The organism is Variovorax sp. H27-G14 (assembly GCF_046156345.1).
Classification (GTDB): Bacteria; Pseudomonadota; Gammaproteobacteria; order Burkholderiales; family Burkholderiaceae_C; genus Variovorax.
The window spans coordinates 368,986-389,846 of the sequence record NZ_JAYLVN010000003.1; the positions used below are offsets into that span (position 1 = coordinate 368,986).

Sequence of the window (20,861 nt, forward strand, 5' to 3'; positions counted from 1 at the left end):
GAACGGCAAGGAGATGGATGCTGGCGAACTTCATCATTGGTGTTTCCCTGGAAAGTGCCGCTGGCAGTGTATCGATCGTTGCCAAAAGCTACCTGCGCTGGCCGGTTCGCACCATCGACCTTGCCGATGTCTTGACGTAGCCAATGAGAATTCCTATCATTTGGGTGCCTGAGTACGCACCACAGTCGACAACGCAAAGGGCTCTTTCAAACCAGGAGCTTCAGACCGTGCCGTACACCTTGCCAGCCTTGCCCTATGCCTTCGACGCGCTCGAGCCGCACATCGATGCGCAGACGATGGAAATCCACCACGGCAAGCACCACCAGACCTATGTGAACAACCTCAACGCCGCGTTGAAAGACACGCCGCACGAGGACACGCCCGTCGAGCAACTGATCGCCGGCGTGGAGCAACTGCCCCAGGCCCTGCGCGCCCCGGTGCGCAACAACGGCGGTGGCCATGCCAACCACAGCCTGTTCTGGCGGGTGATGGCGCCGGTTGGGCAAGGCGGCGGCGGCGCACCCACGGGCGCGCTGGCCCAGGCCATCGACACCGACCTGGGCGGCCTCGACGCCTTCAAGGACGCCTTCACCAAGGCCGCGCTCACGCGCTTCGGCAGCGGCTGGGCCTGGCTGTCGGTCGCGGCCGGCGGCAAGCTTGCCGTGGAAAGCAGCGGCAACCAGGACAGCCCGCTCATGCAGGGCATCGGCTCCGGCAACACGCCGATCCTGGGGCTGGACGTGTGGGAGCACGCCTATTACCTCAAGTACCAGAACCGCCGCCCCGAGTACATCGCGGCCTTCTACAACGTGGTGAACTGGGCCGAAGTGGCCCGGCGCTACGCCGCGGCCACCGCCGCGACCGCTGCCAACGGCGGTTGAGGGGCAGGCCCATGAACGACCCGCTGCAGGGCACCGTGCCAAGCGCACGGCCCAAGCCGGCACGCCCGCTGCGCGAACGCGTGGGCTTTGCCATCGTCGCGGCCGGCGTGCTGGTGGGGGTGTCGCAGTTCTGGAGCTTCGTGCGCGCCGACCCGCTGGTGTGGAACGCCTTGCTCGGCGGCTCGGTGGCGGCGCTGGCCACCGCGCTGGGCACTTTGCCGGTGCTGTTCTCGCAGAAGCTGCCCGACCGGCTGCAGGACACGCTGTTCGGCTTCGGCGCCGGCGTGATGCTGGCGGCCAGTGCCTTCTCGCTCATCATTCCGGGGCTGGAGGCCGCGAAGAACACAGGCGTGTTCGGCGGCGGCAGCTGGGCCGCGGGCGGGGTGATCGGCTCGGCCATTCTGCTGGGCGGCGCGGTGCTGATGCTGATGGACCGCGTGCTGCCGCACGAGCATTTCATCAAGGGCCGTGAAGGGCAGACTGCAAAGCAGTTGCGCCGCACCTGGCTCTTCGTGTTTGCGATTGCGCTGCACAACGTGCCCGAGGGGCTGGCCATTGGCGTGGGCTACGCGGCCAACAACGGGCTGCGCGCGGATGCGCTGGCGACCGGCATCGCGATCCAGGACGTGCCCGAAGGCCTGGTCGTCGCGGTGGCGCTGCTGGCCGCGGGCTACAGCCGCGTGTTCGCGGTGCTGATCGGCATGGCCTCGGGCCTGGTGGAGCCGCTGGGCGCGGTGCTGGGCGCGGCCGCGGTCGGGCATTCGGCGATGCTGCTGCCCTGGGGGCTGGGCTTTGCGGCAGGCGCGATGCTGTTCGTCATCAGCCACGAGATCATTCCCGAGTCGCACCGCAAGGGGCACGAAGCCTTTGCCACCAGCGGGCTGATGATCGGCTTCGTGCTGATGATGCTGCTCGATACAGCGCTGGGGTGATACCCGATGGCGTTCGAAAAACCAACCCGTTCACGCCGAGTTCGGCCTGTCCCGAGCCCGTCGAGGGTCGAAGCGCCGCGCAAGGCTTCGACAAGCTCAGCCCGAACGGTTTGCTGACTCGGCTCTAGCCGTGCTTGATGGCCACGGTCTTCAGCGTGGTGAAGCCGTACAGCGCCTCGAAGCCCTTCTCGCGGCCGTAGCCCGAAGACTTCACACCGCCGAATGGCAGCTCCACGCCGCCGCCCGCGCCGTAGTTGTTGATGAACACCTGGCCGCTCTTCACGCGCTTGGCCATGCGGAACTGGCGCGAACCGTCTGCTGTCCACACGCCGGCCACCAGGCCGAACTGGGTGGCGTTGGCGAGCGCCACGGCCTCGTCTTCGTCGGTGAACGACATGGCCGCCAGCACCGGGCCAAACACCTCTTCCTGCGCCAGGCGATGGCCCACGGGCACGTCGCGCAGCAGGGTGGGGGCCTGGTAGAAGCCGGTTTCTGGCGCTTCGTCGACCACCACGCCCTGAGCCACCATCGGAATGCCGGCGTGCTGCGCATCGCTCAGAAAGTCCCACACGCGCTGCTGCTGCGTTTGGCGAATCAGCGGGCCCACGTCCAGGTCCATTGCGGCGGGGCCCACGCGCAGGGCCTCGAAGGCATGGCCCAGGCGCTCGAGCAGCGGCTCGTAGATGTCGCGCTGAATCAGCACGCGCGAGCCGGCCGAGCAGGTCTGCCCGGCGTTCTGCACGATGGCGTTGATGACCACCGGGATCACCGCATTCAGGTCGGCATCGGCAAACACGATCTGCGGGCTCTTGCCGCCCAGCTCCAGCGTGACCGGGCAATGCCGCTCGGCCGCCACCTGCTGGATCAGCGTGCCGACCGTCGGGCTGCCGGTGAAGCTGATGTGGTCGATGCCTTCGTGCCGCGCCAGCGCGTCGCCCACCTCGTGGCCGTAGCCGGTCACGATGTTGAGCGCGCCGGCCGGAAAGCCGACTTCGGCCGCCAGTTGCGCCACGCGAATCAGCGAGAGGCAGGCGTCTTCGGCCGGCTTCACCACGCACACATTGCCCGCCGCCAGGGCGCCGCCCACGCTGCGCCCGAAGATCTGCATCGGGTAGTTCCACGGAATGACGTGGCCGGTAACGCCGTGCGGCTCGCGCCAGGTGAACACGCTGTAGCCGTCCTGGTAGGGAATGGTCTCGCCGTGCAGCTTGTCGCAGGCGCCGGCATAGAACTCGAAGTAGCGCACCAGCGCCACCGCGTCGGCGCGGGCCTGCTTTACGGGCTTGCCGCAGTCGCGCTGCTCGATGAGCGCGAGCTCGTCGACGTGCTCGGCGATCTTTTGCGACAGCTTGTAGAGCAGGCGGCCGCGGTCGGCGGCGCTGACCTTGTGCCACACGCCTTCGAAACAGTCGCGCGCGGCGCGCACGGCGGAGTCGATGTCGGCGGCATTGCTGCGCTGGATCTCGTCGAAGACCTGGCCGTCGGAGGGGTCGATGACCGGCAGGGTGCGGCCGGAGGAGGAGGGAACGTCGGCGTTGGCGATGTAGTTGAGCTGCATGGGGCAGGATTTTGCGTGAAGTGCGCAAAAGTCGGGGCCGGGCGGGGCCGCTGTCCCTGTGGAGCGGTCGGCCCGCGCTACCTTGCCGCGGTGGCCTTCGGCAGCGCCCGCACCGCGTTCAGCGTGCGCTCCACATGCTTGTCCGGATTCAGGTTCTGGTAGTAGTAGGCCACCTTGCCGTCCGGCGCAATCACGTAGGACAGGCGGTTGGCGAAGTCGGGGCGCGTCTGCATCAGCGCGTCGAAGCCCTGGATCACGGTCTTGCCTTCGTCGGAGGCCACCGGAAACCGGCTCTGGCAGGACTTGACCGAAAACTTGGACAGGGTGTCGATGTCGTCCGCCGACACGCCGATCACCGTGGCGCCCAGGGCGGCGAACTTGTCGACGGCCTCGGCGAAGGCGTGGGCCTCGATGGAGCAGTCGGCGGAGTCGGCCGCCGGAAAGAAATACACCACCACCGGCCCCTTGGCCAGCGCGTCGGCCAGCGAATAGCGGAACGTTTTGCCGCCCAATGCGGCGTTGGCGGTGAACTTGGGCGCCGTGTCGCCGATGTCCAGGGCGGCCCAGGCGGGGTGGGCCAAGGCTGCAAGAACAGTCATCAAGGCGATGCGGGAAAGGGGCGAACAGGCCATGATGCAACTCCGTAGCAGTGTGGCGCGAATTCTAGGCCGGCGCATCGGCGCAAAGGGCCTTCTGAAACCGGCACCGGTCGAATGGCGTACTGAACACAACAACTGAAAAATATCGCAATGGACGCACCCTCATGAACGCCTGGTTTTCACTTTTGCGCATTGCGCTCGCAGGCGTCCTGATCGCGGCCCTGGGCGCCTGCGGCTCGCTGCCGCCCACCCGGGAGCGGCCCGCCGAGTTCTCCGGCTCGGCCGATCCGGGCACCAGGCTCGCGCGCATCGTGGCGGACTCCACGCCGCCCGACGAGCATTCGGGCTTTCGGCTGATGCCGCTGGGCGTGTATTCGCTCGATGCCCGCATTCAGCTCGCCCAGCGGGCGCAGCGCTCGCTGGTGGTGCAGTACTACCAGCTCGAGAACGACTCGGTGGGCCGCCTGCTGCTGCGCACGCTGCGCGAGGCCGCGGCACGCGGCGTGAAGGTGCGGGTGCTGGTGGACGACCTGTACACCGTCAAGAGCCAGCAACTGCTGCTGGCGCTGTCCGAAACGCCCAATGTGGAAGTGCGCCTGTTCAACCCGTTCTGCTGTGGGCGCAACGGTTTTCTGTCGCGCTTCGCGGCCTCGCCGTTCGAGATCGTGCGGCTCAACCACCGCATGCACAACAAGCTCTTCATTGCCGACGGCGTGATGGCGGTGGTGGGCGGGCGCAACATCGCCGACGAGTATTTCGTGCTCAGCGAGGCGCAGAACTTCATCGACATGGACGCGCTGGTGGTCGGCAAAGTGGTGCCGCAGCTGGAGCAAATTTTTGACGCCTACTGGAACAGCGTGCAGGTCTGGCCCATTGCCGACATCGTGACAGGCGAGCGTGGCCGCAAGCCCAACACCGCCGACTTCGACGAATGGGTCGGCATGGCCGCGCCACCGCCAAAGATCGTGCTGCCGCCGTCCGACATCCTGGGCTACGGCCCCATCGCCGAAGAACTGGACGCCGGGCGCATGGGCCTGTTGTGGGGCGAGGCTCGCGCCATTGCCGACCCGCCCACCAAGCCCGCGACCATGACGGCCGACGAGGCCATCGCCACCAGCGTCACCATGAAGGTGTGGGCCCTGATGCTCGACGCCAAGACCGAGGTCGACCTGACATCGCCGTACCTGGTGCCGGGCGAGCGCGGCATGGCGGCTTTCGAAGAGCTGAGAAGCCGCAACGTCAAGCTCACGCTGCTGACCAACTCGCTGGCCGCCAACGACGAGCCGCTGGTGCACACCGGCTACGCGCGCTACCGCCAGCGGCTGCTGGAGAGCGGCGCCGACCTGTACGAGCTGAGCCCGCAGCGCACCAGCAAGGGCGAGCGCTTCGGCATGTTCGGCAAGTCGCTGGGCCGGCTGCATGCCAAGACCGCCGCCATCGACCAGAAGCGCATCTTCATCGGCTCGATGAACCTCGACCCGCGCTCGGCCAGCCAGAACACCGAGATGGGCCTGGTGGTCGAGAGCCCGCAACTGGCGCGCGAGATGCTGCGCATCATCAACATCAGCAAGCTGCAGAACTCCTACCGGCTGCGCTTGGCCAAGGGCACGGGCACCCTGCAGTGGCTCACCACCGACGGCGAGCAGGAGATGATCCTGACCTCCGAACCCGAGTCGGGTTTCTTCCAGCGCTTCTACAACATGCTCATTGCACCCATCGTTCCGGAGATGCTGTTGTAGCCTCGGGGGATGGCGCAGACTTTCACCTTGTTGTCCGCCCCGCAGGTCATGCTGTGGGGCGTACTTTTTTTTGGCGGTATCTATCTCGGTTTTGGCGGGCTCACCTGGCTGCTGACGCGGCGCGTGCTGCCGGCGCTGGGCATCGGGCGCGTGCTCGACCCGCGGCCGTTGCAGCCGGGCCAGTTGCGGCGCGAAGTGGGGCAGTCGGGCGTGTCGGTGCTGATCTTCGGGCTGGGCATGGTGTTTCCGTGGGGCTTGCTGCAGCTGGGTTGGGCGCGGCTCGACGGTGAGGCGGGCTGGTGGCAGGTGGCGCTTGAAATCGTGGTGCTCGCGGTCTGGAACGACGTGCATTTCTGGTTCAACCACCGGCTGCTGCACACGCGTTGGCTGCGGCGTTTTCATGGGCCGCACCACCGCTCGTTCGTGACCACGCCGTGGGCCACGTACAGCTTTCACCCGATCGAGGCGCTGATGCTGGGCAACGTGATCCTGCTGCCGATGGTGGTGCACGACTTCAGCTTCTGGGCGCTGGCGGCGGTGCCGGTGTTCAGCCTGTTCTTCAACTGCGTGGGGCATTCGAACTACGACTTCTTCACGGGCGTGTCGTACAGCCACTGGTTCGCGGCCAGCCGCAGGCACCACCTGCACCACGCCGTGCACAACGGCAACTACGGTTTTCAGTTCACGTTCATGGACCGGCTGTTTCGCACCCGCATCGCGGCCGACGCTGCCGAGCCGCTTTTCAGAGCCTTTCACAAGAAGCATGGCGCCACCACGACCGCCTGACGCACGCCCTCGCTGGCCGAGGCTGCGCCACTGGCGGGACTGGCAGAGCCTGGCCTATCTGGCGGCGCTGCCCGCGCTGGCGGCGTGGCAGTGGGTGCATGGCTTCAACGCGGTGCTGTATGCGCTGATGTTGTTCCTCACGCTGGGCATCGGCGTGATCCACCACAACCATGTGCACCTGCGCATGTGGCGCGGGCGGCGCATGAACCGGCTCACCGACTTCTGGATCACGCTGCTGCAGGGCCACCCGACCTTCGTGTTCTGGCCCGCGCACGTGGCCAACCACCATCGCCACCGGCACGGGCCCGACGACGTGGCACGCACCTACCGCTTTGGCGGCGACACCAACCACCTGCAGGGCTACTTGCTGCACCCGTTCCAGGCCGTGTGGGTGCTGGTGCCTGTGTTCGTGGCGTGGCTGGCGCGGCTGAGGCGGCACCAGCGCGGCGCGTGGCGCTACTGCATGGCGCAGTACGTTCTGTGGGCGGGCAGCTGGACGGTGCTGCTGGCGCTCGACTGGCGCAAGGCGCTGGTCTTGGTGATCGTGCCGCAGTTGCATGGCCTGCACTGGCTGCTGGCCACCAACTACCTGCAGCACGCGCACGCGGATGGCCGCAAACCCGTGCGTTCGACCGCGCAGAAGGAGGCGCGCGGCGATACCCCGGGTAGCCGCCTGAACTACGCCCGCAATTTCGAAGGGCTGGTGAACCCCTTGCTGTTCAACATCGGCCTGCACACCGCACACCACGAGAACCCGCATGCCCATTGGTCCGAGCTCACCCACCTGCACAGCACGCGCTACCGTGCGCGGGTGGACCCTGTGCTCAACGAGGGCGGGCTGGTGCCTTACATGGTGCGCGTGTTCGTGCTGGGGCCCGTGTGGCCGCGTTTTCGCAGCCGCCCGCTGATGCCTCCCGATTCATCCATCACCTGAACCCATGCCCGTTTCATTTCAACGCGTCTACCTCGAAAGCGCCGGCTATTTCATGCCGGGCGAGCCTGTTCCCAACGACCGCATGGACGCGTACATCGCGCCGCTCAACCGCATGTCGCAGCGCATCAAGCGGCGCATCCTGGCGGAGAACGGCATCCTCACGCGGCACTACGCCATCGACGCGGAAGGCGTGACGCAGCACACCAACGCCCAGCTGGCGGCCGGCGCCATCCGCGACTGCCTGCAGCGCGGCGGGGCGGAGCTGTCGCGCGTGTCGCTGCTGGCCAGTGGCTCGTCGGGTGGCGACGTGCTGATGCCGGGCTTCGCCAACATGATCCAGGGCGAGCTGGCCGCGCAGCCGATGGAAACGCATTCGGTGCACGGCATCTGCGCGGCGGGCGTGTCGGCCATTCAGACGGCGGCGCAGGGCATCGAGCTGGGCGCGCATCGCTCGGCGATGGCGGTGGCCAGCGAGATGCCGTCGCGCCTGTTCAAGCGCTCGCGCTTCGCGGCGCGTGGCTACGAAACCGACTTCGACTCGCACTTCCTGCGCTGGATGCTGTCCGATGGCGCGGGCGCCTTGCTGCTGTCCGACGGCGCACCCGCGCTGGCCGGCGCGCCGGGGCTGCGCCTGAAGCTGAAGTGGGTGCACCAGCGCGCTTTTTCGGGCGACTACCCGGTCTGCATGCAGATGGGCCTGACCGAAGACCGCGCGCGCGGGCACCTCGACTTCGGCTCCTGGGCCGAGGCGGAAGCGGCGGGCGCGTTGTCGCTGCGGCAGGACATTCGGCTGCTGCCGCACCTGTTCGACATCGGCATTCATGAATACGCGGGGCTGGTGCGCGACGGCTGGGTCGATCCGAAGCGGGTCGATCACTTCCTGTGCCACTACTCGTCGGAAAAATTCATTCCCGTGGTCGAAGACCTGATGGCCAAGGCCGACCTGTCGATTCCGCGCGAACGCTGGTGGAGCAACCTGGCCTGGCGCGGCAACACCGGGGCGGCCTCAATCCTGGTGATGCTGGCGGAGTTTCTGCACACCAAGACGCTGAAGCCCGGCGAGCAGATCTTCTGCTACGTGCCGGAGTCGGGGCGCTTCATGGCGGCTTACATGCTGCTGGAGGTGGAAGCGGTCGATGCCGCGCCCGTGGTGGTTGCGCCCAGGTCCCTGGACACTGCGGCGGCGCCCGACGACGACCTGGTCATCGCGCCCCCGCACGACCCCGCCGCCGCGCCCGAAGGCCTGGGCGCGTTGCTCACCGAGCTGGCCGCCATCTGGCACGACTACCGCTCGCGTGTGTGGCGCACGCCGCTGGTCCGCCAGATTCGCGAGCGCCGCTTTGCCGTGCCCGACTACCTGAACTGGATGGCGCAGTGGGTGCCGCAGGTGCGCGAAGGCAGCTTGTGGATGCGCGAAGGCGCGGCCTCGCTGAGCGAGCCGTACCAGGTGCTGGCCTCGCTGATCGACGTGCACGCGGGCGAGGAGCAGAACGACTTCAACATTTTGTTCAGCGACTACCGCAAAGCCGGTGGCACGGTCGAGAAAATCGAGGACCTGCACCGCAACCCGGGCGGCGAGGCGCTCAACGCCTACCTGCACGGCCTGGCCGCCACGCGCGACCCGATCGGGCTGCTGGGCGCGATCTACATCATCGAAGGCACGGGCCAGCGCATCGTGCCGGCACTGTTGCCGTTGCTCAAGGCCAGCCTGAAGCTGCCGCCCGACGCCTTTCGCTTCCTCGAATACCACGGCCACAACGACGAGCACCACCTGAGCCGATGGCTCACGGCGGTCGAGATGGTGATGGCCGTGGAAGGGAATGCGCGCGCCGCCCGCCAGATTGCCGACACGGCGCGCCACACGGCCGCGCTGTACCTGATGCAGTTTCAGCACATCACCGAAAGAACAGCGAGCTGAGCACGCATGGACCGAACCCCTGACTTCCTGACCCAGGCGCACGACGAGCGCGACCCCAGCCCCTGGCTGGCGCTGTACCTCGACCAGAGCACGCCGCTGCCCGACGAGGTCAAGTCGGCGTGGCTGGCCGATTCGAGCTCGGGCTCGCGCCAGTACCTGCTGCCGTTTCTGCGGCCGTTGGCGCGGCTCACGATCATCCTGATTCAGATCGTCAAGGTGTTCGTGCCGCGCAACTGGTCGCATTCGATGCTGCTGCACCGGTTTCTGGCGTGGGGGCTCAAGCGCTTCGTGTCGCCGGAGGCCAACTGGCTGATCCTGCGGCACTTTCACCTGGGCTCGCAGGTGCTGGCCTTCATTGGGCGCAATTCGCCCGCGCCCGTGGGCACCCACCCGCTGGAGCCGGCCGACATCGACGCGCTGAAGGACGAGATGTTCCTGAAGCACGACCTGAACCTGTTCAACTTCGTGATCCGGCTGAACACGGCGTTGCGCGACAAGGGCCTGACCCTGTGCAAGGCCGACAAGGTCGACTTCTCGATGATCAAGTCGCCGGCGCTGCGGCTGGCCGACATGCCCCAGGGCAAGCTCAACTTTCTGGACCTGCAAAGCGCCATCGAGCTTTTCACGCCGCTGTACCAGCTGATGCTCACCGACAACGATTTCTGGCGCGCGGCCAATTCCTTGCAACTGGACGAAACCATCGGCATCTACACGGCGACCATCCTGAATGCGCCGGAACACCTGATTCTGGTCAACAACAAGCACCCGCTGGTGCCCCTGTCGACACTGCGGGCGGGCCACCGGCTGGTGATTCACGGGCTGTCCACCGAAATGCTGCACAGCCTGCTGCAACGGATGCAGGTGGCGCAGCAGGCTGGCGAGCCCGAGACATCCCTGTACGAGCAGCCACTTGCATAGGCGTATGCTGCCCCCAGATGAAAAATCATGAACACCACCGATAATCCGTCTCCCAAGACCGATCTGGCAGTGACCCACGTACTGGCGCAACTGCTGGAAAAACTCGAGCACAGCCCTGTGCCCGTCGGCGCGGAGCAGTACCGCTCCGTCGTCGAGCACCTGGTGCACGAGTTCGAAGATGTCGAACAGGGGGCCGAACTCGGCCGCCTGCTAGATGCCTATCCGGCCGCGGCCGAGGTGTATGAAAACCTCAATTACCAGCACGCCGGGCTTTGCCGCTCGGCGCTCGACGCTTCGCTGGCTGCTGAATTCAGCGCCCGCGAAGCCATTGCACGCGCCATGCGACGTGCCGAACCGAACAGCAAGGACTAGATGCATGGCGAAGGGTGAAGTGAAGACGGCAGTGGTGGCGGACGGGCTGCGCTACAAGACCAAGGCACCGGGTTCCCCGTTTCGTGCCTCCGCGTCGTTCAGCGGCGCGACCATGTCGTGCTTCATGTGCGGCAAGCACCGGGTGCGCTCCCAGTTGCGCACCCGCCAGGTGCTGGGCAAGTCCCAGACCGTTTGCGCGCCCTCGTGCAAGGCGCTGGACGAATCCCTCGAACAGGGTTGAAGGGTTGCCGAAGTCACGCTGCTGACGGGCTCGCCCGCTAGCACGTAAAGGAGACGTTTTGGCGACACGGCCGTGTGCATAAAGTCACGGTTCGACTTCCACGGCGGCGCTAATCGCTATACAGTTGGAAACAAATGATGCAAGTAATTGCATTTATTCAAAAGTTCTAATTTGTAGTCGATTCCCAATGAATTGCAGCCACGCCATCGCCGCTTCGCGCGGGACATGGATTTCAACGCTTGCAAAGGGGTTCAGCCATGGCTAAACCGCGCCACGTCATCATGCAAGTGGTCAAGCGCTCCTCCGGCAGCGCCACGCACCACGTCGAATTTCTCATGGACGACAACTTTGCCGAGCGCTTGCGTCAACTGCGCTCGCTGGTGCCGCCCCTGGGCAGTCTCAACAAGCAACGCGACCTGGTCATCGACAAGGTGCGCGTGCGCTTGCCCAACGCCATCTGGCGCTCGGGCAACGAGATCGACGTGGACGGGGGTGTGGACGGCTCTTGCATCGTCATTGCCGCCGAAGGCTCGTTCAATTGCGGTGGCAAGGACCGCAAGACGCGCGAGAAGCTGGTGACGTACAACTTTTCGATTGCGCGGCTGATCGAGCTGCACACCGAGCGCCCCGAAGGCGAAACCCTGTACATCCGAGACGGCGTGTTCGCCAACGACGAGCCGGCTGAATCGCCTGCCGGCCGTTGGGTGACGTCAATGCATGAACTTGAAGTTGTGATGCGCGTGCCGTCGGACGCACCGTCCGACTTCGACACGCTGCATGACCTGTCGCTGCGCCCCGAGCACCAGCCGGCCGGCAGCGGCGCACCGCGCCGCGCCAGCATCTACTGAATTTCGCTTTAGGAGACAGCCATGGCGCCCATGGCCGCTTCAGGTACGGCCCCCACGGGGCTGTACTGCGCGCGGTTGTCCGCCAGCCAACGTTGGGACAGGGTGCTGTCCTGCTGCGCCGGATGGAAGTCCGCGCGCAGGTAGCTGCGCCAGCCCGCCAGGTTGCCGCGCAGCAGGCCGTCGCGGCCCAGCAGAATGCGCGCCGCGCTCTTCCAGGTCGACCACTTCCAGAGTTGCTTTTCGTGGCGCAGGTTGCCGACGGTCTGGTGCATCAGATCGCCCAAAAACATCAGCGTGACACGGCGAAACCAGCGCGTGCGCCAGGCATCGGAGCCGCCTGCGGCACGGTAGATGTCGAAGGCCACGCTCTTGTGCTCGAGCTCCTCCGCGCTGTGCCACAGCCACATGGTTCGCAGCCGGGGCTCGGCGCCGTCGAGCACCTGCGGGTGCGCCAGCAGCCATTCGGCAAACATGGCCGTGAAATGCTCGGTGGCCGCCGTCACCGCCAGCGCATGGCGCGGATCGGCGTTTTCCATCAGCGTCAGGCGCTTGCTGGCTCGCGCGGTCCAGCCGTCCACCAGGCCCTGGCTTTCAAGGTGCTGGTTGAAGAGCGAGTGAATGCGCCGGTGCGTCGCTTCCTGGCCGATGAAGCCGCGCACGTCGTCGCGGTGCTTGTCCTGCGTTTCGGGCGGCAGGGTGGCCACGGTGTTGCGCACGGCGTCGATGAAGAACTGTTCGCCGAAGGGGAAGCTCATCGACAGGGCGTTGAAGAAAGCGGTCGAGAATGCGTCGCCGCCACACCAGTTGCGGGCAAAGGGCGACTGCAGGTCAATCAGGAGACGGCGAACAACGAGTTCAGTCATGAAAAAAAGCCTCGAAGAAACACGGCATGCGTGAGGTGAAAAAGTTGGTACAGCTTCGTACCGCATGCTGCCATCGTGCAATTGTGAACTGGTACTGTCAAGTACCGAGGCGTAGGAAAATGTGCCCTTCATGAGCGAAACCATCGAAAAAGCAGCCAATGCCAAGTCGGCGGACGGCCTGGGAAGCGAGCACTACACGCGCCTGCTGCAGGGCATGGCGCACGCCGTGGCCGCCAAGGGCTACGCCGAGACCACCATTGCCGACATCGTGCGCGAGGCCGCCGTGTCGCGCCGCACCTTCTACGAGCACTTCAGCACCAAGACCGAGTGCCTGATCGCGCTCTACGAAAACGCCAGCCGGCTCGCGCTGCAGGCGGTGAGCGAGGCCTTCGACCCGGTGCAGCCGTGGCATGCGCAGGTGGAGCAGGCCATGACCGCGTACTTCGATTACCTCGCGCAAGACCCGGTGCTGCTGCGCACGCTGTTCGTCGAAATCCTGGGGCTGGGCATGCCGGGCCTTGTGGTGCGGCGCCGGGTGAACGACGAAATTGCCAACTTCATCCAGGTGGCGATCAACAGCAGCGCCAGCGCGGAAGGCCCCGCGGCGCACCTGACGAGCGAAATGGCGATGACCGTGGTCGGCGGCATCAACGAGCTGGTGCTGCAGGCCATCGAGCAGGACCGCGCGGGCGACCTGCGCGAGCTGGTGGCGCCCGCCACGCGGCTGGTGCGCGCAGTGGCGGCTGAAAGCCAGCGCTGAGCGTCAGGCACGATTGGCGTCAGTGGCGCGCGGGGTGGCCGTCAGCCACAGCGTGAGCAGGCCCGCCAGCGTCAGCACCAGCAGCACCGCCAGATGGGGCAGCACGTCGTGCAGCGGCGCGCCCATCTGGTTGAGCCGCAGCGAGGCCTGGATGCCGGCCGTGCTCGGAAACACCCATCGCAGGGCTTGCAACGGGCCCGGCAATGCCTCCACAGGCCATGAGAACCCCGAGAGAAAAGCCATGGGCAGGGCAGTGAACAGCAGCACCTGCAGGGCCCGTTCGCGGTCGCGAAACCAGCAGCCGAGCAACAGGCCGAGCGTGCAGATCGCCGGCACATAGAACGCCAGCAGCACCAGCGCCCCCCATGGGTTGCCGCCGCGCGGATAGTCCTGCAAAAAGAACACCCAGCCGAAATAGAAAACGCCGCTCAGAAAGCCGAAGCCCGACAGCGCACCCAGCCGCCCCAGCCACGCGCCCATCGAGGCGCGCAGCCGCCCGGCTTCGGCCCAGGTGCCCGCGAGCATCGCAGCCCCCATCAGCAGCGTCTGCTGCAGGATCAGCAACGCCACCGCCGGCACCACATAGCTGCCATAGCCCTCCGTCGGGTTGAACAGCGCGACCAGCTGGGTGTTGAGTGGGCTGCGGCTGCGCGCGGCCTGCACCGCGCTCTGTCCGCCAGCCTGCAGCTTGCGAATTTCCACGCCCGCCGACACCGTGCCCACCGCTTCAGAAAAGCCATACAGCACCGCCTTGTTCAGCAAGGCATAAGCACCGTTGCCTTCGATGGTGACCACGGCCGGCGTGCCCCGCACCACGTTGCGCTTCAGGTCGGCCGGCAGCAGCGCGTAGCCCTCGATCTCGCCGCGCCACAGCGCCTGCTGCGCCTCGTGCACGTCGGGCGTGACCAGCCGCACGTCGAGCCGCGGGTTGGCCAGCGCAAAGCGCGCGATCTGCCGTGACAGCGAACTGTGGTCCTGGTCGACTACCGCCACCGGCACGCGCGTCACGGCTTGCGTGCCGTAGGGCCACGGGTAGAAGAAGCCGTAGATGATGGGCGCGAGCAGCATGATCAGCAGCACGCCCTTGTCGCGCAGCACGGCCAGTGCGGTGTTGCGCCACGCGGCGCCGAAGTGCGTGCCTTCGTTCGTCATCAGCGTGCGCCCCAGCTCTCGGGTGCCTTTGCCGCGCGCACCAGTGCCGCGGCCGAGGCGGCCAGCAGCAGGGCGGTGGCCAGCACCATCCACAGCGGCGTGGCGACCGAATAGGCCAAGGGCGCACCCATCTGCAGCTGCTCCATCTGCACGCGGATGTAGTGCGTGTACGGCAGCAGGCTGGCCCAGGCCTTGGCAAGGAACGGCATCGCCACCAGCGGAAAGCCCACGCCGCCGAACGCGAAGGCCGGCGCCGTGATGAAGCCCGTGGCCGACAGCGCCGTGCGCAGCGAGCGCGTGATGCTGGCCACGAACGCCCCGAGCGCGATCGACAGGGCCAGGAACACCACCAGCGCCAGCAGCGTCCACCCGAGCGAGCCGACCGGATGCCACCCGCGCCCCGCCGTGATCCACAGCATCGCGGCAACGGCCACCGCCGACAGGCTCGCGAACGACAGCGTCAGCTTGCCCGCGAGCGCAGCCAGAGCGTCGTGCCAGCGTGGGGCGGTGCCCAGCCATTCGCCGATGCTGCGGTCGCGCAGTTCGCGGCCCACGGCCCAGGCGCCGGCCGTCATGGCGAGGATGTGCAGCAGCGCCGGAATCAGCGCGGCGCCCAGAAACTGCTCGTAGTCGGTCGAGGTGTTGAACAGCGCCACCATGCTGGCCTTGATCGGCTCCATGCTCACGCGCGCGGCCTGCATCGATTCACCGCGTTTGGTGCGCACGGCCAGCTCCACGCCGCCCGACACGGTGGCCACGGCGGTGCGCACGTCGCGCTGGATCAGGCTCGAATGCGTGCCCAGTTGCGCGTTGTGCAGCAGCACGACCTGCCCGACGCGGCCCTGCTTCACGTCGCGGCTCAGGTCGCGCGGCAGTTGCACCGCGGCATCGACCGCGCCGCTGGTGAGCGCGCGCGCCATCTCGCCTTCGTCGCCGTACTGCTGCACCACGCGCAGGCCCGGCGTGGCCTCCAGAAAGCGCACCAGCTGGCGCGACAGCGCGGAGTGGTCCTGGTCGAGCACGCCGATCGGCAGGCGCTCTGGCAGGCCGGCCGAGAAGATCCACCAGATCAGCCACACGGCGAGCAGCGGCACCCAGGAGACCATCGCAAGGTCCCACGGGCGCGTGCGCAGCAGCGCGAACTCGCGCCGGGCACTGGCTGCGGAGCGGCCTTGCAGGCTCATCGAAGCAGTCCGCGCGGGCTCAGTCGACCAGCACGCTCATGCCGGGCCGCGCGCCGTCGATGGGCTTGAGCGGTCGCGCGCGAACCTCGAAGGTGCGCACGTCGAAGCCGGCGCCGCCGCGCGTGGCGCGCCAGGTCGCAAAGTCGGGCATGACGGCGCTGTAGTAGACCTTGAAGCGCGCGGTGCGCCGGTCTTCGGCCAGCGCGGGCACGCGCGCGTCGAACTCGCTGCCCAGCGCGAAGCGGGCGAGCCGGTCTTCGCGCACATTGAGTACCAGCCACTGGTCGTTCAGGTCGACCACCGTCACCACGGCCACCCCCTGCGGCGACAGCTCGCCAACCTTGGCCAGCACCTTCGCCACCTCGCCGCCGACGGGGCTGCGCAGTTCGGTCTCGGCCTTGGCGGCTTGTGCTTCGGCCACCACGCCGGCCACCTGGCGGGCCTGCGCGCTGGCGGCGGCCTTGTCCTCGGGGCGGGCACCGGCGCGCGCCATGTCGTACTGCGCCCGGGCCGCGATGGCAGCGTCGCGCGAGGCCTTCCAGTTGGCTTCGGCCTCGTCGCGCTTCTGGTCGGCCACCAGGCCTTCGCGTGCCAGCCCGTCGACGCGACGGAAGGAGGTCTGCGCCAGCTGCGCCGCGGTTTCCGCGCGCTGCCATTGCATGCGCGCCATTTCCAACTCTTGCGGGCGGGCACCGTTCTGTGCCTTGTCGGCGACGGCCTGCGCGGCCTGCTCGGCGGCGGTGGCCTGGGCGAGCTTGGCGCGCACCTCGGGGCTGTCCATGCGCACCAGCACGGCACCGGCGGCGATGCGGTCGCCTTCCTTCACCAACACCTCGGCCACGCGCGCCGTCACCTTGCCGGCCACGTCGGTCTCGCGCGCTTCCATCTGGCCCTGGAACACCTCCGGCGCGGGCTGGGACGCGCGCCAGAAGCCCCAGGCGAGCACGCCCAGCACGAGCAGCGCGGCGAGCACTGCGATCAGTTTGCGGGTCTTGGCACTCATCATCAATTCACCTTCACGTCGGCGCGCGCGATGTAGTCGGAAAACCTGTCGGAAATGCCCGCGCTTTCGAGCAGTTGCGCCAGCGCCTGCACGTAGTCGTTGGCGGCTTGCGCGCGTTCGGTCAGCACTTTGGCCTGGTTGGTTTCGGCGTCGATCAGGTCCAGCGTGGTGCTCGTGCCTTCGCGCAGGCCGGAGGCGCGCAGCTTGACGACCTCTTGCGCCAGCTCGATCGACACCTTCATGTCCAGGTACTGGCGCCGCGCGTTTTCCAGCGCGCGCCAGTTGCGCTCGACCAGCAGGGAGATGTCGCTGCGCGCCTGCGCATCGGTGCGCTCGGCCTGCTCGATCTGCTTGAGCGAGGAGGCCGACAGCGCATTGCGGTCGACCGAGTCGTACAGCGTCCAGCGCACGCCCACGCCGGCCACCCAGTCGGCGTTGCCGCTCTTGAGCTCGCGTGTGCCGAAGGCAATCACCTGCGGGCGGCGCAGCGCCTCTTCGCCTTCGTGCAGTTGCTCGGCTTGCGACTTCTTGGCCGCGACCTTGCCCAGGCCGGGGTGCCGCGTGAGCGCCGAGTCGATGAAATAGCCCAGCGGCTCCACCGGCGTGCTGATGAGGAACAGCGGTGTTTGCGGCGCCACGCTGCCGTCGGCACGCACGGTGCGCGCGAGCGCCACGGCGGCCAGCGCGGCGTCGTCCTCGGCCTTGCGCGCATTGCGGCGCGCTTCTTCGTAGGCGGCACTGGCCTGCAGCCGCTCCACGCGCGAGATGACGCCGGCCGCAAGCATCTTCTGCGCGGCCGCATCGTGTTGCGCGATGGTGCGTTCGGCCTGTGCGCGCAGCGTGGCCGCGCGCTGTGCGAGCTGGGCGCCGAAGTAGCGTTGCACCAGCAGCGTGTCGACCTCGTGGCCGGCCTGCTCGGCATCGGCCTGGGCTTCGCGCGTTTGCGCCGACACGAAGCCGCGCACCGCGTCGGTCGCGCCGCCCACGTAGAGCGGCCACACGGCAGATACCGACGTGTTGGTGCCGGTGTCGTGCCGGTTCAGCGTGTAGCTGTTGGGCAGTTGCGGAATGGGCACGCGCGAGATGAAGCTCTGCACCGACGAAGGCAGCGCCGAGCCGATCTGCCCGAGCTTCTGGTTGAGTGGATCGAGGTCGAGGTTCAGGTTGGCGTTGTACGCATAGGCCAGGCCCGAGATGCTCACCACTGGACCGCCCAGGCCCTTCACGCCTTCGCCCTGCAGCTCCTTCGACTCGACCGCCGCGCGCGCCGCGGCCAGCTTGTCGGAGCGGTCCACCATGCGGGCACGCGCGGCGTCGAAGCTCAGCGACAGGGTGTTGCCGCCGGCCGGCGCCTGTGCCTGGGCTTGCGCGAAGGCCGTGGCGCCCAGGCCGAGCAGGGCCGGCAGCAGGAGCAATGAAGGCAGGAGGGCGTTGCGGGGTCGGGTCATGGTCATGGCTTCAGGCGGCCTTGCGCAGCAGGGCGTCCAGCTCCTGCTGCAGGATCACGGGGAACGCGGCCTGCACCGCGCCGGTGGCGAGCGGGCGCGCGCGCTCGAGCAACTGGGCCGTGCGTTCGGCGTCGATGGCGTCGCCGCGCAGCAGGCTGTCGGCCAGCGTACGCAGCCAGTGGCGCGCCACGGTGCGCAGCGTGCGCGCCATGGTTTCCTGCATGCCGATCACGTCCTCCAGCGGCAGGCCGAGCGCGGCCAGCTGCTCGGCGACTTGCCCCAGCGCCGGGCTGAGCATCTGCACCTGGCCATTGGGCAGTTCGCGCATCAGGCCGGCCTTGGTGGCGCGTGCGAGCAGGGCGGGCGTCATCTGGCCCTTCCACTTTGCGGCGAGCGCCTTGGCCGACACCACCACCGGCGTTTCCTCCGCGAACAGGCTTCCCGACACCGAGCGCGCAACGGCCACCAGGTCGGGCCAGGACGACGCCGGCGCGCGCGCGAAGATGCGGCGGATGGCTTCGATGCCGAAGCCCTGCGCGCGCAGTTCGCGGATCAGCGCCAGGCGCTGCGCATGCACGTCGTCGTACAGGCCCAGGCGCCCGCGCAGCCGGGGTGGCGGCAGCAGGCCGGCCGTTGTGTAGGCGCGGATGTTGCGCACGGTGACGCCGGTGCGCGCGGCCAGTTCCTCGACGGCAAGGTCCATGGCGGGGGCTGCAGGGGCGGGGGCAGGGGTTGGGGTGGCATTCATGATGTGACGGATCGAATGTTACATCGACAATGTCACATCAATCAAACCTGGATCGTCGGCTTGTAGTCGGCCAGCAGCACTTCCTTCCACTTGCCGAACAGCGCCATCAAGCCCACGGCCACCGCGCCCGACAGCGTCACCACACCGCAGGCGTAACCCCACCCGTCGTCGAAGGCGCCGAACATCACCGCGCGAAAGGCCTGCACCACCCAGCTGAACGGCAGCCAGCTGTGCACGTCGCGAAAGAAGCCGGCCGACAGCTCGACCGGCAGCACGCCGCCGCCGGCCGACAGTTGCAGCGTGAGCAGCAGCACCGTGAGGATGCGGCCGAAGTCGCCGAACACATGCAGGATGGCGAACAGCACCACCAGAAACACCAGCGAGGCCAGCACCATGGTGAGTGCCAGCGCCATCACCCGCGGCGCCTGCACCTGCAACACGCCCAGCAGCGTGGCCAGCACCAGCGCCACCTGCAGCAGCACCACGAGCGCCGGCATGGTGATCTTGCCGATCGTTTTTGCCAGCTTGGGGTAGTGCGTGTGGTCCGCCAGCACGATGCGGATGTTGAACAGGTAGCCCGCCATCACCGCGCCGATCCACAGCGCCACCGACACCATGTTGGGCACGAAGGCGCTGCCGTTGTTGGCCACGGGCGCCACCACTTCCACCTTGGGCTCGACCGAATCGGCCAGGCCGGACGCACTGCCCTGGATGCGCGTGATGGAGGCGGGCAGGGCGGCCTCGATGGTGCGCACGCCGGTCAGCAGGCGCTGCGCCCCTTGCGAGAGCTGTGCGCCGCCCTGCACGAACTCGTCGAGCTTGCGGTCTTCGGGCAGCTTGCCGGCCATGGTGCGGATGCCCGCGGACAGCGCACCCATGCCGTCGGTGAGCTTGCCCACGCCCCCTTCGAGCGCGGATGCGCCTGCCACCAGCTTCTGGTTGCCGTCTTGCGCCTTGGTCATGGCGGCCTGCGCCTGGCCGAGGCCGCCGCGCAGCTTGTCGGACCCGGCCGCGAGTTCGCCCGCGCCCCGCGCGAGCCTGTCGCCCACGAAAAGGATGTCGGCCGATTCCTTCTGCATCTTGCGTGCGCCGTCGCCCAATTGGCCGGCGCCCGTGCTCAATTGATCGAGCCCGTCGCCGATCTGCGCGAGCCCGCTGCCCAGTTCGCGCTGGCCCGCGGTGAGCTGCTGCGCGCCGGACTTGAGTGCGCGCAGGTCCGTGTCGGCCGGCAGCTTCGACTGGATGGTGCGGATGCCGCCATTGACCTGCTTGAACCCGGTGCCCACTTGCTGCGCGGCGGCGCTGTACTGGATGGCGCCGTTGGCCAGCGCCTGGCTGCCATCGCGCAGCTGCAGCAGCGCCTGTTTGAGCTGTTCGAGCCGCTGCTGCGAACCCGAGGCGGCATTCAGCACCAGCTCCCAGCGCTGCTCGTTGAGCATCTCGTTGACCTGATGGCCCAGCTCTCCAGCAAAGCGGCGGGCCAGCCCGGCCGAGCTGTAGTTGTTGCCCTCCGACGTGTAGACCACCAGCTGGCCGGCGCCGCGGTGGGTGCCGGGCACGGCATTGGCGCTGAAGTCGGCCGGAATCAGCAGCGCAAATGCGAGCGTGCCGCGGCGTACTTCGGCGCGCGCGGCCTCGGGGTCGGTCATGGTGCGAAAGCCGAAGGCGCGCTTTTCGAGCAGGGTGCGCGCGAGCTCATTGCCCACGTTCACCGAGTGCGCCATGTAGGTGACGCCTTGGTCCTCGTTCACGATGGCGGCCGGCAGGTCGGCCGTGTGGCCCGCCGGGTCCCACACGCTGGTGAGGTAGATCAGCGCATAGATCGCCGGCACCACGCCCACCGCCACCACCGCCAGCAGAATGCGCGGAAAGCGCCGCACGATGGCCAGTTCGGCCCGCGCGATGGCCCAGGTGCCGGCAAACAGTGCTTGGAGGTATCGCATGGCGCTAGTGTGTCCGAAGCGCCATGGCGATCCG

Annotated in this window: 21 protein-coding genes; 12 read left to right on the plus strand and 9 right to left on the minus strand. The window is 67.6% G+C overall.

What is annotated here, in order from left to right; genetic code table 11:
• Positions 1 to 17 precede the first annotated feature (17 nt).
• The 3 genes from VLK31_RS10735 to VLK31_RS10745 all read left to right on the plus strand — a co-directional run bounded on the left by VLK31_RS10735 (position 18) and on the right by VLK31_RS10745 (position 1,813).
• The gene (locus tag VLK31_RS10735) at positions 18 to 140 is read left to right on the plus strand and encodes a hypothetical protein (protein WP_409168379.1); all 123 of its coding nucleotides are present in this window, start codon (positions 18 to 20) and stop codon (positions 138 to 140) included.
• Between the two features lie 87 nt (positions 141 to 227).
• On the plus strand, positions 228 to 881 hold the full coding sequence (locus VLK31_RS10740; RefSeq protein ID WP_409168380.1) for a superoxide dismutase: 654 nt from the start codon (positions 228 to 230) through the stop codon (positions 879 to 881).
• 11 nt (positions 882 to 892) lie between these two features.
• On the plus strand, positions 893 to 1,813 hold the full coding sequence (locus VLK31_RS10745) for a ZIP family metal transporter (protein WP_409168381.1): 921 nt from the start codon (positions 893 to 895) through the stop codon (positions 1,811 to 1,813).
• A gap of 124 nt (positions 1,814 to 1,937) precedes the next feature.
• Here VLK31_RS10745 and VLK31_RS10750 read toward each other — a convergent pair whose 3' ends face one another.
• Both VLK31_RS10750 and VLK31_RS10755 read right to left on the minus strand, forming a co-directional pair.
• Positions 1,938 to 3,371 (minus strand): aldehyde dehydrogenase family protein, encoded by a 1,434-nt coding sequence (locus tag VLK31_RS10750; RefSeq protein ID WP_409168382.1) that lies wholly within the window; start codon positions 3,369 to 3,371, stop codon positions 1,938 to 1,940.
• 77 nt (positions 3,372 to 3,448) lie between these two features.
• Entirely contained in the window at positions 3,449 to 4,003 is a 555-nt protein-coding gene (locus tag VLK31_RS10755) for a peroxiredoxin (RefSeq protein WP_409168383.1), read from the minus strand.
• Positions 4,004 to 4,134: 131 nt separating this feature from the next.
• Here VLK31_RS10755 and VLK31_RS10760 point away from each other — a divergent pair, with 131 nt between their 5' ends.
• The 8 genes from VLK31_RS10760 (at position 4,135) to VLK31_RS10795 (ending at position 11,726) form a co-directional block, all read left to right on the plus strand.
• Positions 4,135 to 5,709 carry a phospholipase D family protein gene (locus VLK31_RS10760; RefSeq protein ID WP_409168384.1) on the plus strand — a complete coding sequence of 525 codons (1,575 nt, stop codon included), beginning with the start codon at positions 4,135 to 4,137 and terminating at the stop codon, positions 5,707 to 5,709.
• Positions 5,710 to 5,718: 9 nt separating this feature from the next.
• The gene (locus VLK31_RS10765; protein WP_409168385.1) at positions 5,719 to 6,495 is read left to right on the plus strand and encodes a sterol desaturase family protein; all 777 of its coding nucleotides are present in this window, start codon (positions 5,719 to 5,721) and stop codon (positions 6,493 to 6,495) included.
• Positions 6,473 to 7,429, plus strand: coding sequence for a fatty acid desaturase (locus VLK31_RS10770; protein WP_409168386.1), 957 nt, complete (start codon positions 6,473 to 6,475; stop codon positions 7,427 to 7,429). The genes VLK31_RS10765 and VLK31_RS10770 overlap by 23 nt, the downstream gene beginning before the upstream one ends.
• Positions 7,430 to 7,433: 4 nt before the next feature.
• Entirely contained in the window at positions 7,434 to 9,347 is a 1,914-nt protein-coding gene (locus VLK31_RS10775; protein WP_409168387.1) for an iron-containing redox enzyme family protein, read from the plus strand.
• A 6-nt stretch (positions 9,348 to 9,353) separates the two neighbouring features.
• Positions 9,354 to 10,265: a DUF6999 family protein gene (locus VLK31_RS10780; RefSeq protein ID WP_409168388.1), complete on the plus strand. Its 912-nt coding sequence runs from the start codon at positions 9,354 to 9,356 to the stop codon at positions 10,263 to 10,265.
• A gap of 27 nt (positions 10,266 to 10,292) precedes the next feature.
• Positions 10,293 to 10,637 carry a hypothetical protein gene (locus VLK31_RS10785; protein WP_409168389.1) on the plus strand — a complete coding sequence of 115 codons (345 nt, stop codon included), beginning with the start codon at positions 10,293 to 10,295 and terminating at the stop codon, positions 10,635 to 10,637.
• Between the two features lie 4 nt (positions 10,638 to 10,641).
• Positions 10,642 to 10,878, plus strand: a complete 237-nt coding sequence (locus VLK31_RS10790) for a hypothetical protein (protein WP_409168390.1) — start codon at positions 10,642 to 10,644, stop codon at positions 10,876 to 10,878.
• A gap of 257 nt (positions 10,879 to 11,135) precedes the next feature.
• Positions 11,136 to 11,726 carry a hypothetical protein gene (locus VLK31_RS10795; RefSeq protein ID WP_409168391.1) on the plus strand — a complete coding sequence of 197 codons (591 nt, stop codon included), beginning with the start codon at positions 11,136 to 11,138 and terminating at the stop codon, positions 11,724 to 11,726.
• Positions 11,727 to 11,734: 8 nt separating this feature from the next.
• On the opposite strand, the gene VLK31_RS10800 is transcribed toward VLK31_RS10795, so the two are convergent.
• The gene (locus VLK31_RS10800) at positions 11,735 to 12,589 is read right to left on the minus strand and encodes a metal-dependent hydrolase (protein WP_409168392.1); all 855 of its coding nucleotides are present in this window, start codon (positions 12,587 to 12,589) and stop codon (positions 11,735 to 11,737) included.
• Between the two features lie 130 nt (positions 12,590 to 12,719).
• On the opposite strand from VLK31_RS10800, the gene VLK31_RS10805 reads away from it, so the two are divergent.
• A complete protein-coding gene (locus VLK31_RS10805; RefSeq protein ID WP_409168393.1) occupies positions 12,720 to 13,349 on the plus strand; it encodes a TetR/AcrR family transcriptional regulator in 630 nt (209 codons plus the stop codon).
• A 3-nt stretch (positions 13,350 to 13,352) separates the two neighbouring features.
• Here the strand turns inward: VLK31_RS10805 and VLK31_RS10810 are convergent, their stop codons facing one another.
• The 6 genes from VLK31_RS10810 to VLK31_RS10835 all read right to left on the minus strand — a co-directional run bounded on the left by VLK31_RS10810 (position 13,353) and on the right by VLK31_RS10835 (position 20,827).
• Positions 13,353 to 14,501 (minus strand): ABC transporter permease, encoded by a 1,149-nt coding sequence (locus VLK31_RS10810; RefSeq protein WP_409168394.1) that lies wholly within the window; start codon positions 14,499 to 14,501, stop codon positions 13,353 to 13,355.
• Complete coding sequence (locus VLK31_RS10815) at positions 14,501 to 15,685, minus strand: ABC transporter permease (RefSeq protein WP_409168395.1); 1,185 nt, start codon at positions 15,683 to 15,685, stop codon at positions 14,501 to 14,503. Before VLK31_RS10815 ends, VLK31_RS10810 begins: the two co-directional genes overlap by 1 nt.
• A 19-nt stretch (positions 15,686 to 15,704) precedes the next feature.
• On the minus strand, positions 15,705 to 16,691 hold the full coding sequence (locus tag VLK31_RS10820; RefSeq protein WP_409168397.1) for an HlyD family secretion protein: 987 nt from the start codon (positions 16,689 to 16,691) through the stop codon (positions 15,705 to 15,707).
• Positions 16,691 to 18,136 carry a TolC family protein gene (locus tag VLK31_RS10825; protein WP_409168398.1) on the minus strand — a complete coding sequence of 482 codons (1,446 nt, stop codon included), beginning with the start codon at positions 18,134 to 18,136 and terminating at the stop codon, positions 16,691 to 16,693. The genes VLK31_RS10820 and VLK31_RS10825 overlap by 1 nt, the downstream gene beginning before the upstream one ends.
• Positions 18,137 to 18,146: 10 nt before the next feature.
• Positions 18,147 to 18,839, minus strand: coding sequence for a MerR family transcriptional regulator (locus VLK31_RS10830; RefSeq protein WP_409168399.1), 693 nt, complete (start codon positions 18,837 to 18,839; stop codon positions 18,147 to 18,149).
• Between the two features lie 86 nt (positions 18,840 to 18,925).
• Positions 18,926 to 20,827, minus strand: a complete 1,902-nt coding sequence (locus VLK31_RS10835) for a YhgE/Pip family protein (RefSeq protein WP_409168400.1) — start codon at positions 20,825 to 20,827, stop codon at positions 18,926 to 18,928.
• Positions 20,828 to 20,861 lie beyond the last annotated feature (34 nt).

What these genes read in the sequence shown, in the direction of transcription:
- VLK31_RS10735 (WP_409168379.1), top strand. Translation starts at nt 18, where the DNA reads ATGCTGGCGAACTTCATCATTGGTGTTTCCCTGGAAAGTGCCGCTGGC.
- VLK31_RS10745 (WP_409168381.1), top strand. Translation starts at nt 893, where the DNA reads ATGAACGACCCGCTGCAGGGCACCGTGCCAAGCGCACGGCCCAAGCCG.
- VLK31_RS10750 (WP_409168382.1), bottom strand. Translation starts at nt 3,371, where the DNA reads ATGCAGCTCAACTACATCGCCAACGCCGACGTTCCCTCCTCCTCCGGC.
- VLK31_RS10755 (WP_409168383.1), bottom strand. Translation starts at nt 4,003, where the DNA reads ATGGCCTGTTCGCCCCTTTCCCGCATCGCCTTGATGACTGTTCTTGCA.
- VLK31_RS10760 (WP_409168384.1), top strand. Translation starts at nt 4,135, where the DNA reads ATGAACGCCTGGTTTTCACTTTTGCGCATTGCGCTCGCAGGCGTCCTG.
- VLK31_RS10765 (WP_409168385.1), top strand. Translation starts at nt 5,719, where the DNA reads ATGGCGCAGACTTTCACCTTGTTGTCCGCCCCGCAGGTCATGCTGTGG.
- VLK31_RS10770 (WP_409168386.1), top strand. Translation starts at nt 6,473, where the DNA reads ATGGCGCCACCACGACCGCCTGACGCACGCCCTCGCTGGCCGAGGCTG.
- VLK31_RS10775 (WP_409168387.1), top strand. Translation starts at nt 7,434, where the DNA reads ATGCCCGTTTCATTTCAACGCGTCTACCTCGAAAGCGCCGGCTATTTC.
- VLK31_RS10780 (WP_409168388.1), top strand. Translation starts at nt 9,354, where the DNA reads ATGGACCGAACCCCTGACTTCCTGACCCAGGCGCACGACGAGCGCGAC.
- VLK31_RS10785 (WP_409168389.1), top strand. Translation starts at nt 10,293, where the DNA reads ATGAACACCACCGATAATCCGTCTCCCAAGACCGATCTGGCAGTGACC.
- VLK31_RS10790 (WP_409168390.1), top strand. Translation starts at nt 10,642, where the DNA reads ATGGCGAAGGGTGAAGTGAAGACGGCAGTGGTGGCGGACGGGCTGCGC.
- VLK31_RS10795 (WP_409168391.1), top strand. Translation starts at nt 11,136, where the DNA reads ATGGCTAAACCGCGCCACGTCATCATGCAAGTGGTCAAGCGCTCCTCC.
- VLK31_RS10800 (WP_409168392.1), bottom strand. Translation starts at nt 12,589, where the DNA reads ATGACTGAACTCGTTGTTCGCCGTCTCCTGATTGACCTGCAGTCGCCC.
- VLK31_RS10805 (WP_409168393.1), top strand. Translation starts at nt 12,720, where the DNA reads ATGAGCGAAACCATCGAAAAAGCAGCCAATGCCAAGTCGGCGGACGGC.
- VLK31_RS10810 (WP_409168394.1), bottom strand. Translation starts at nt 14,501, where the DNA reads ATGACGAACGAAGGCACGCACTTCGGCGCCGCGTGGCGCAACACCGCA.
- VLK31_RS10815 (WP_409168395.1), bottom strand. Translation starts at nt 15,685, where the DNA reads ATGAGCCTGCAAGGCCGCTCCGCAGCCAGTGCCCGGCGCGAGTTCGCG.
- VLK31_RS10820 (WP_409168397.1), bottom strand. Translation starts at nt 16,691, where the DNA reads ATGATGAGTGCCAAGACCCGCAAACTGATCGCAGTGCTCGCCGCGCTG.
- VLK31_RS10825 (WP_409168398.1), bottom strand. Translation starts at nt 18,136, where the DNA reads ATGACCCGACCCCGCAACGCCCTCCTGCCTTCATTGCTCCTGCTGCCG.
- VLK31_RS10830 (WP_409168399.1), bottom strand. Translation starts at nt 18,839, where the DNA reads ATGGACCTTGCCGTCGAGGAACTGGCCGCGCGCACCGGCGTCACCGTG.
- VLK31_RS10835 (WP_409168400.1), bottom strand. Translation starts at nt 20,827, where the DNA reads ATGCGATACCTCCAAGCACTGTTTGCCGGCACCTGGGCCATCGCGCGG.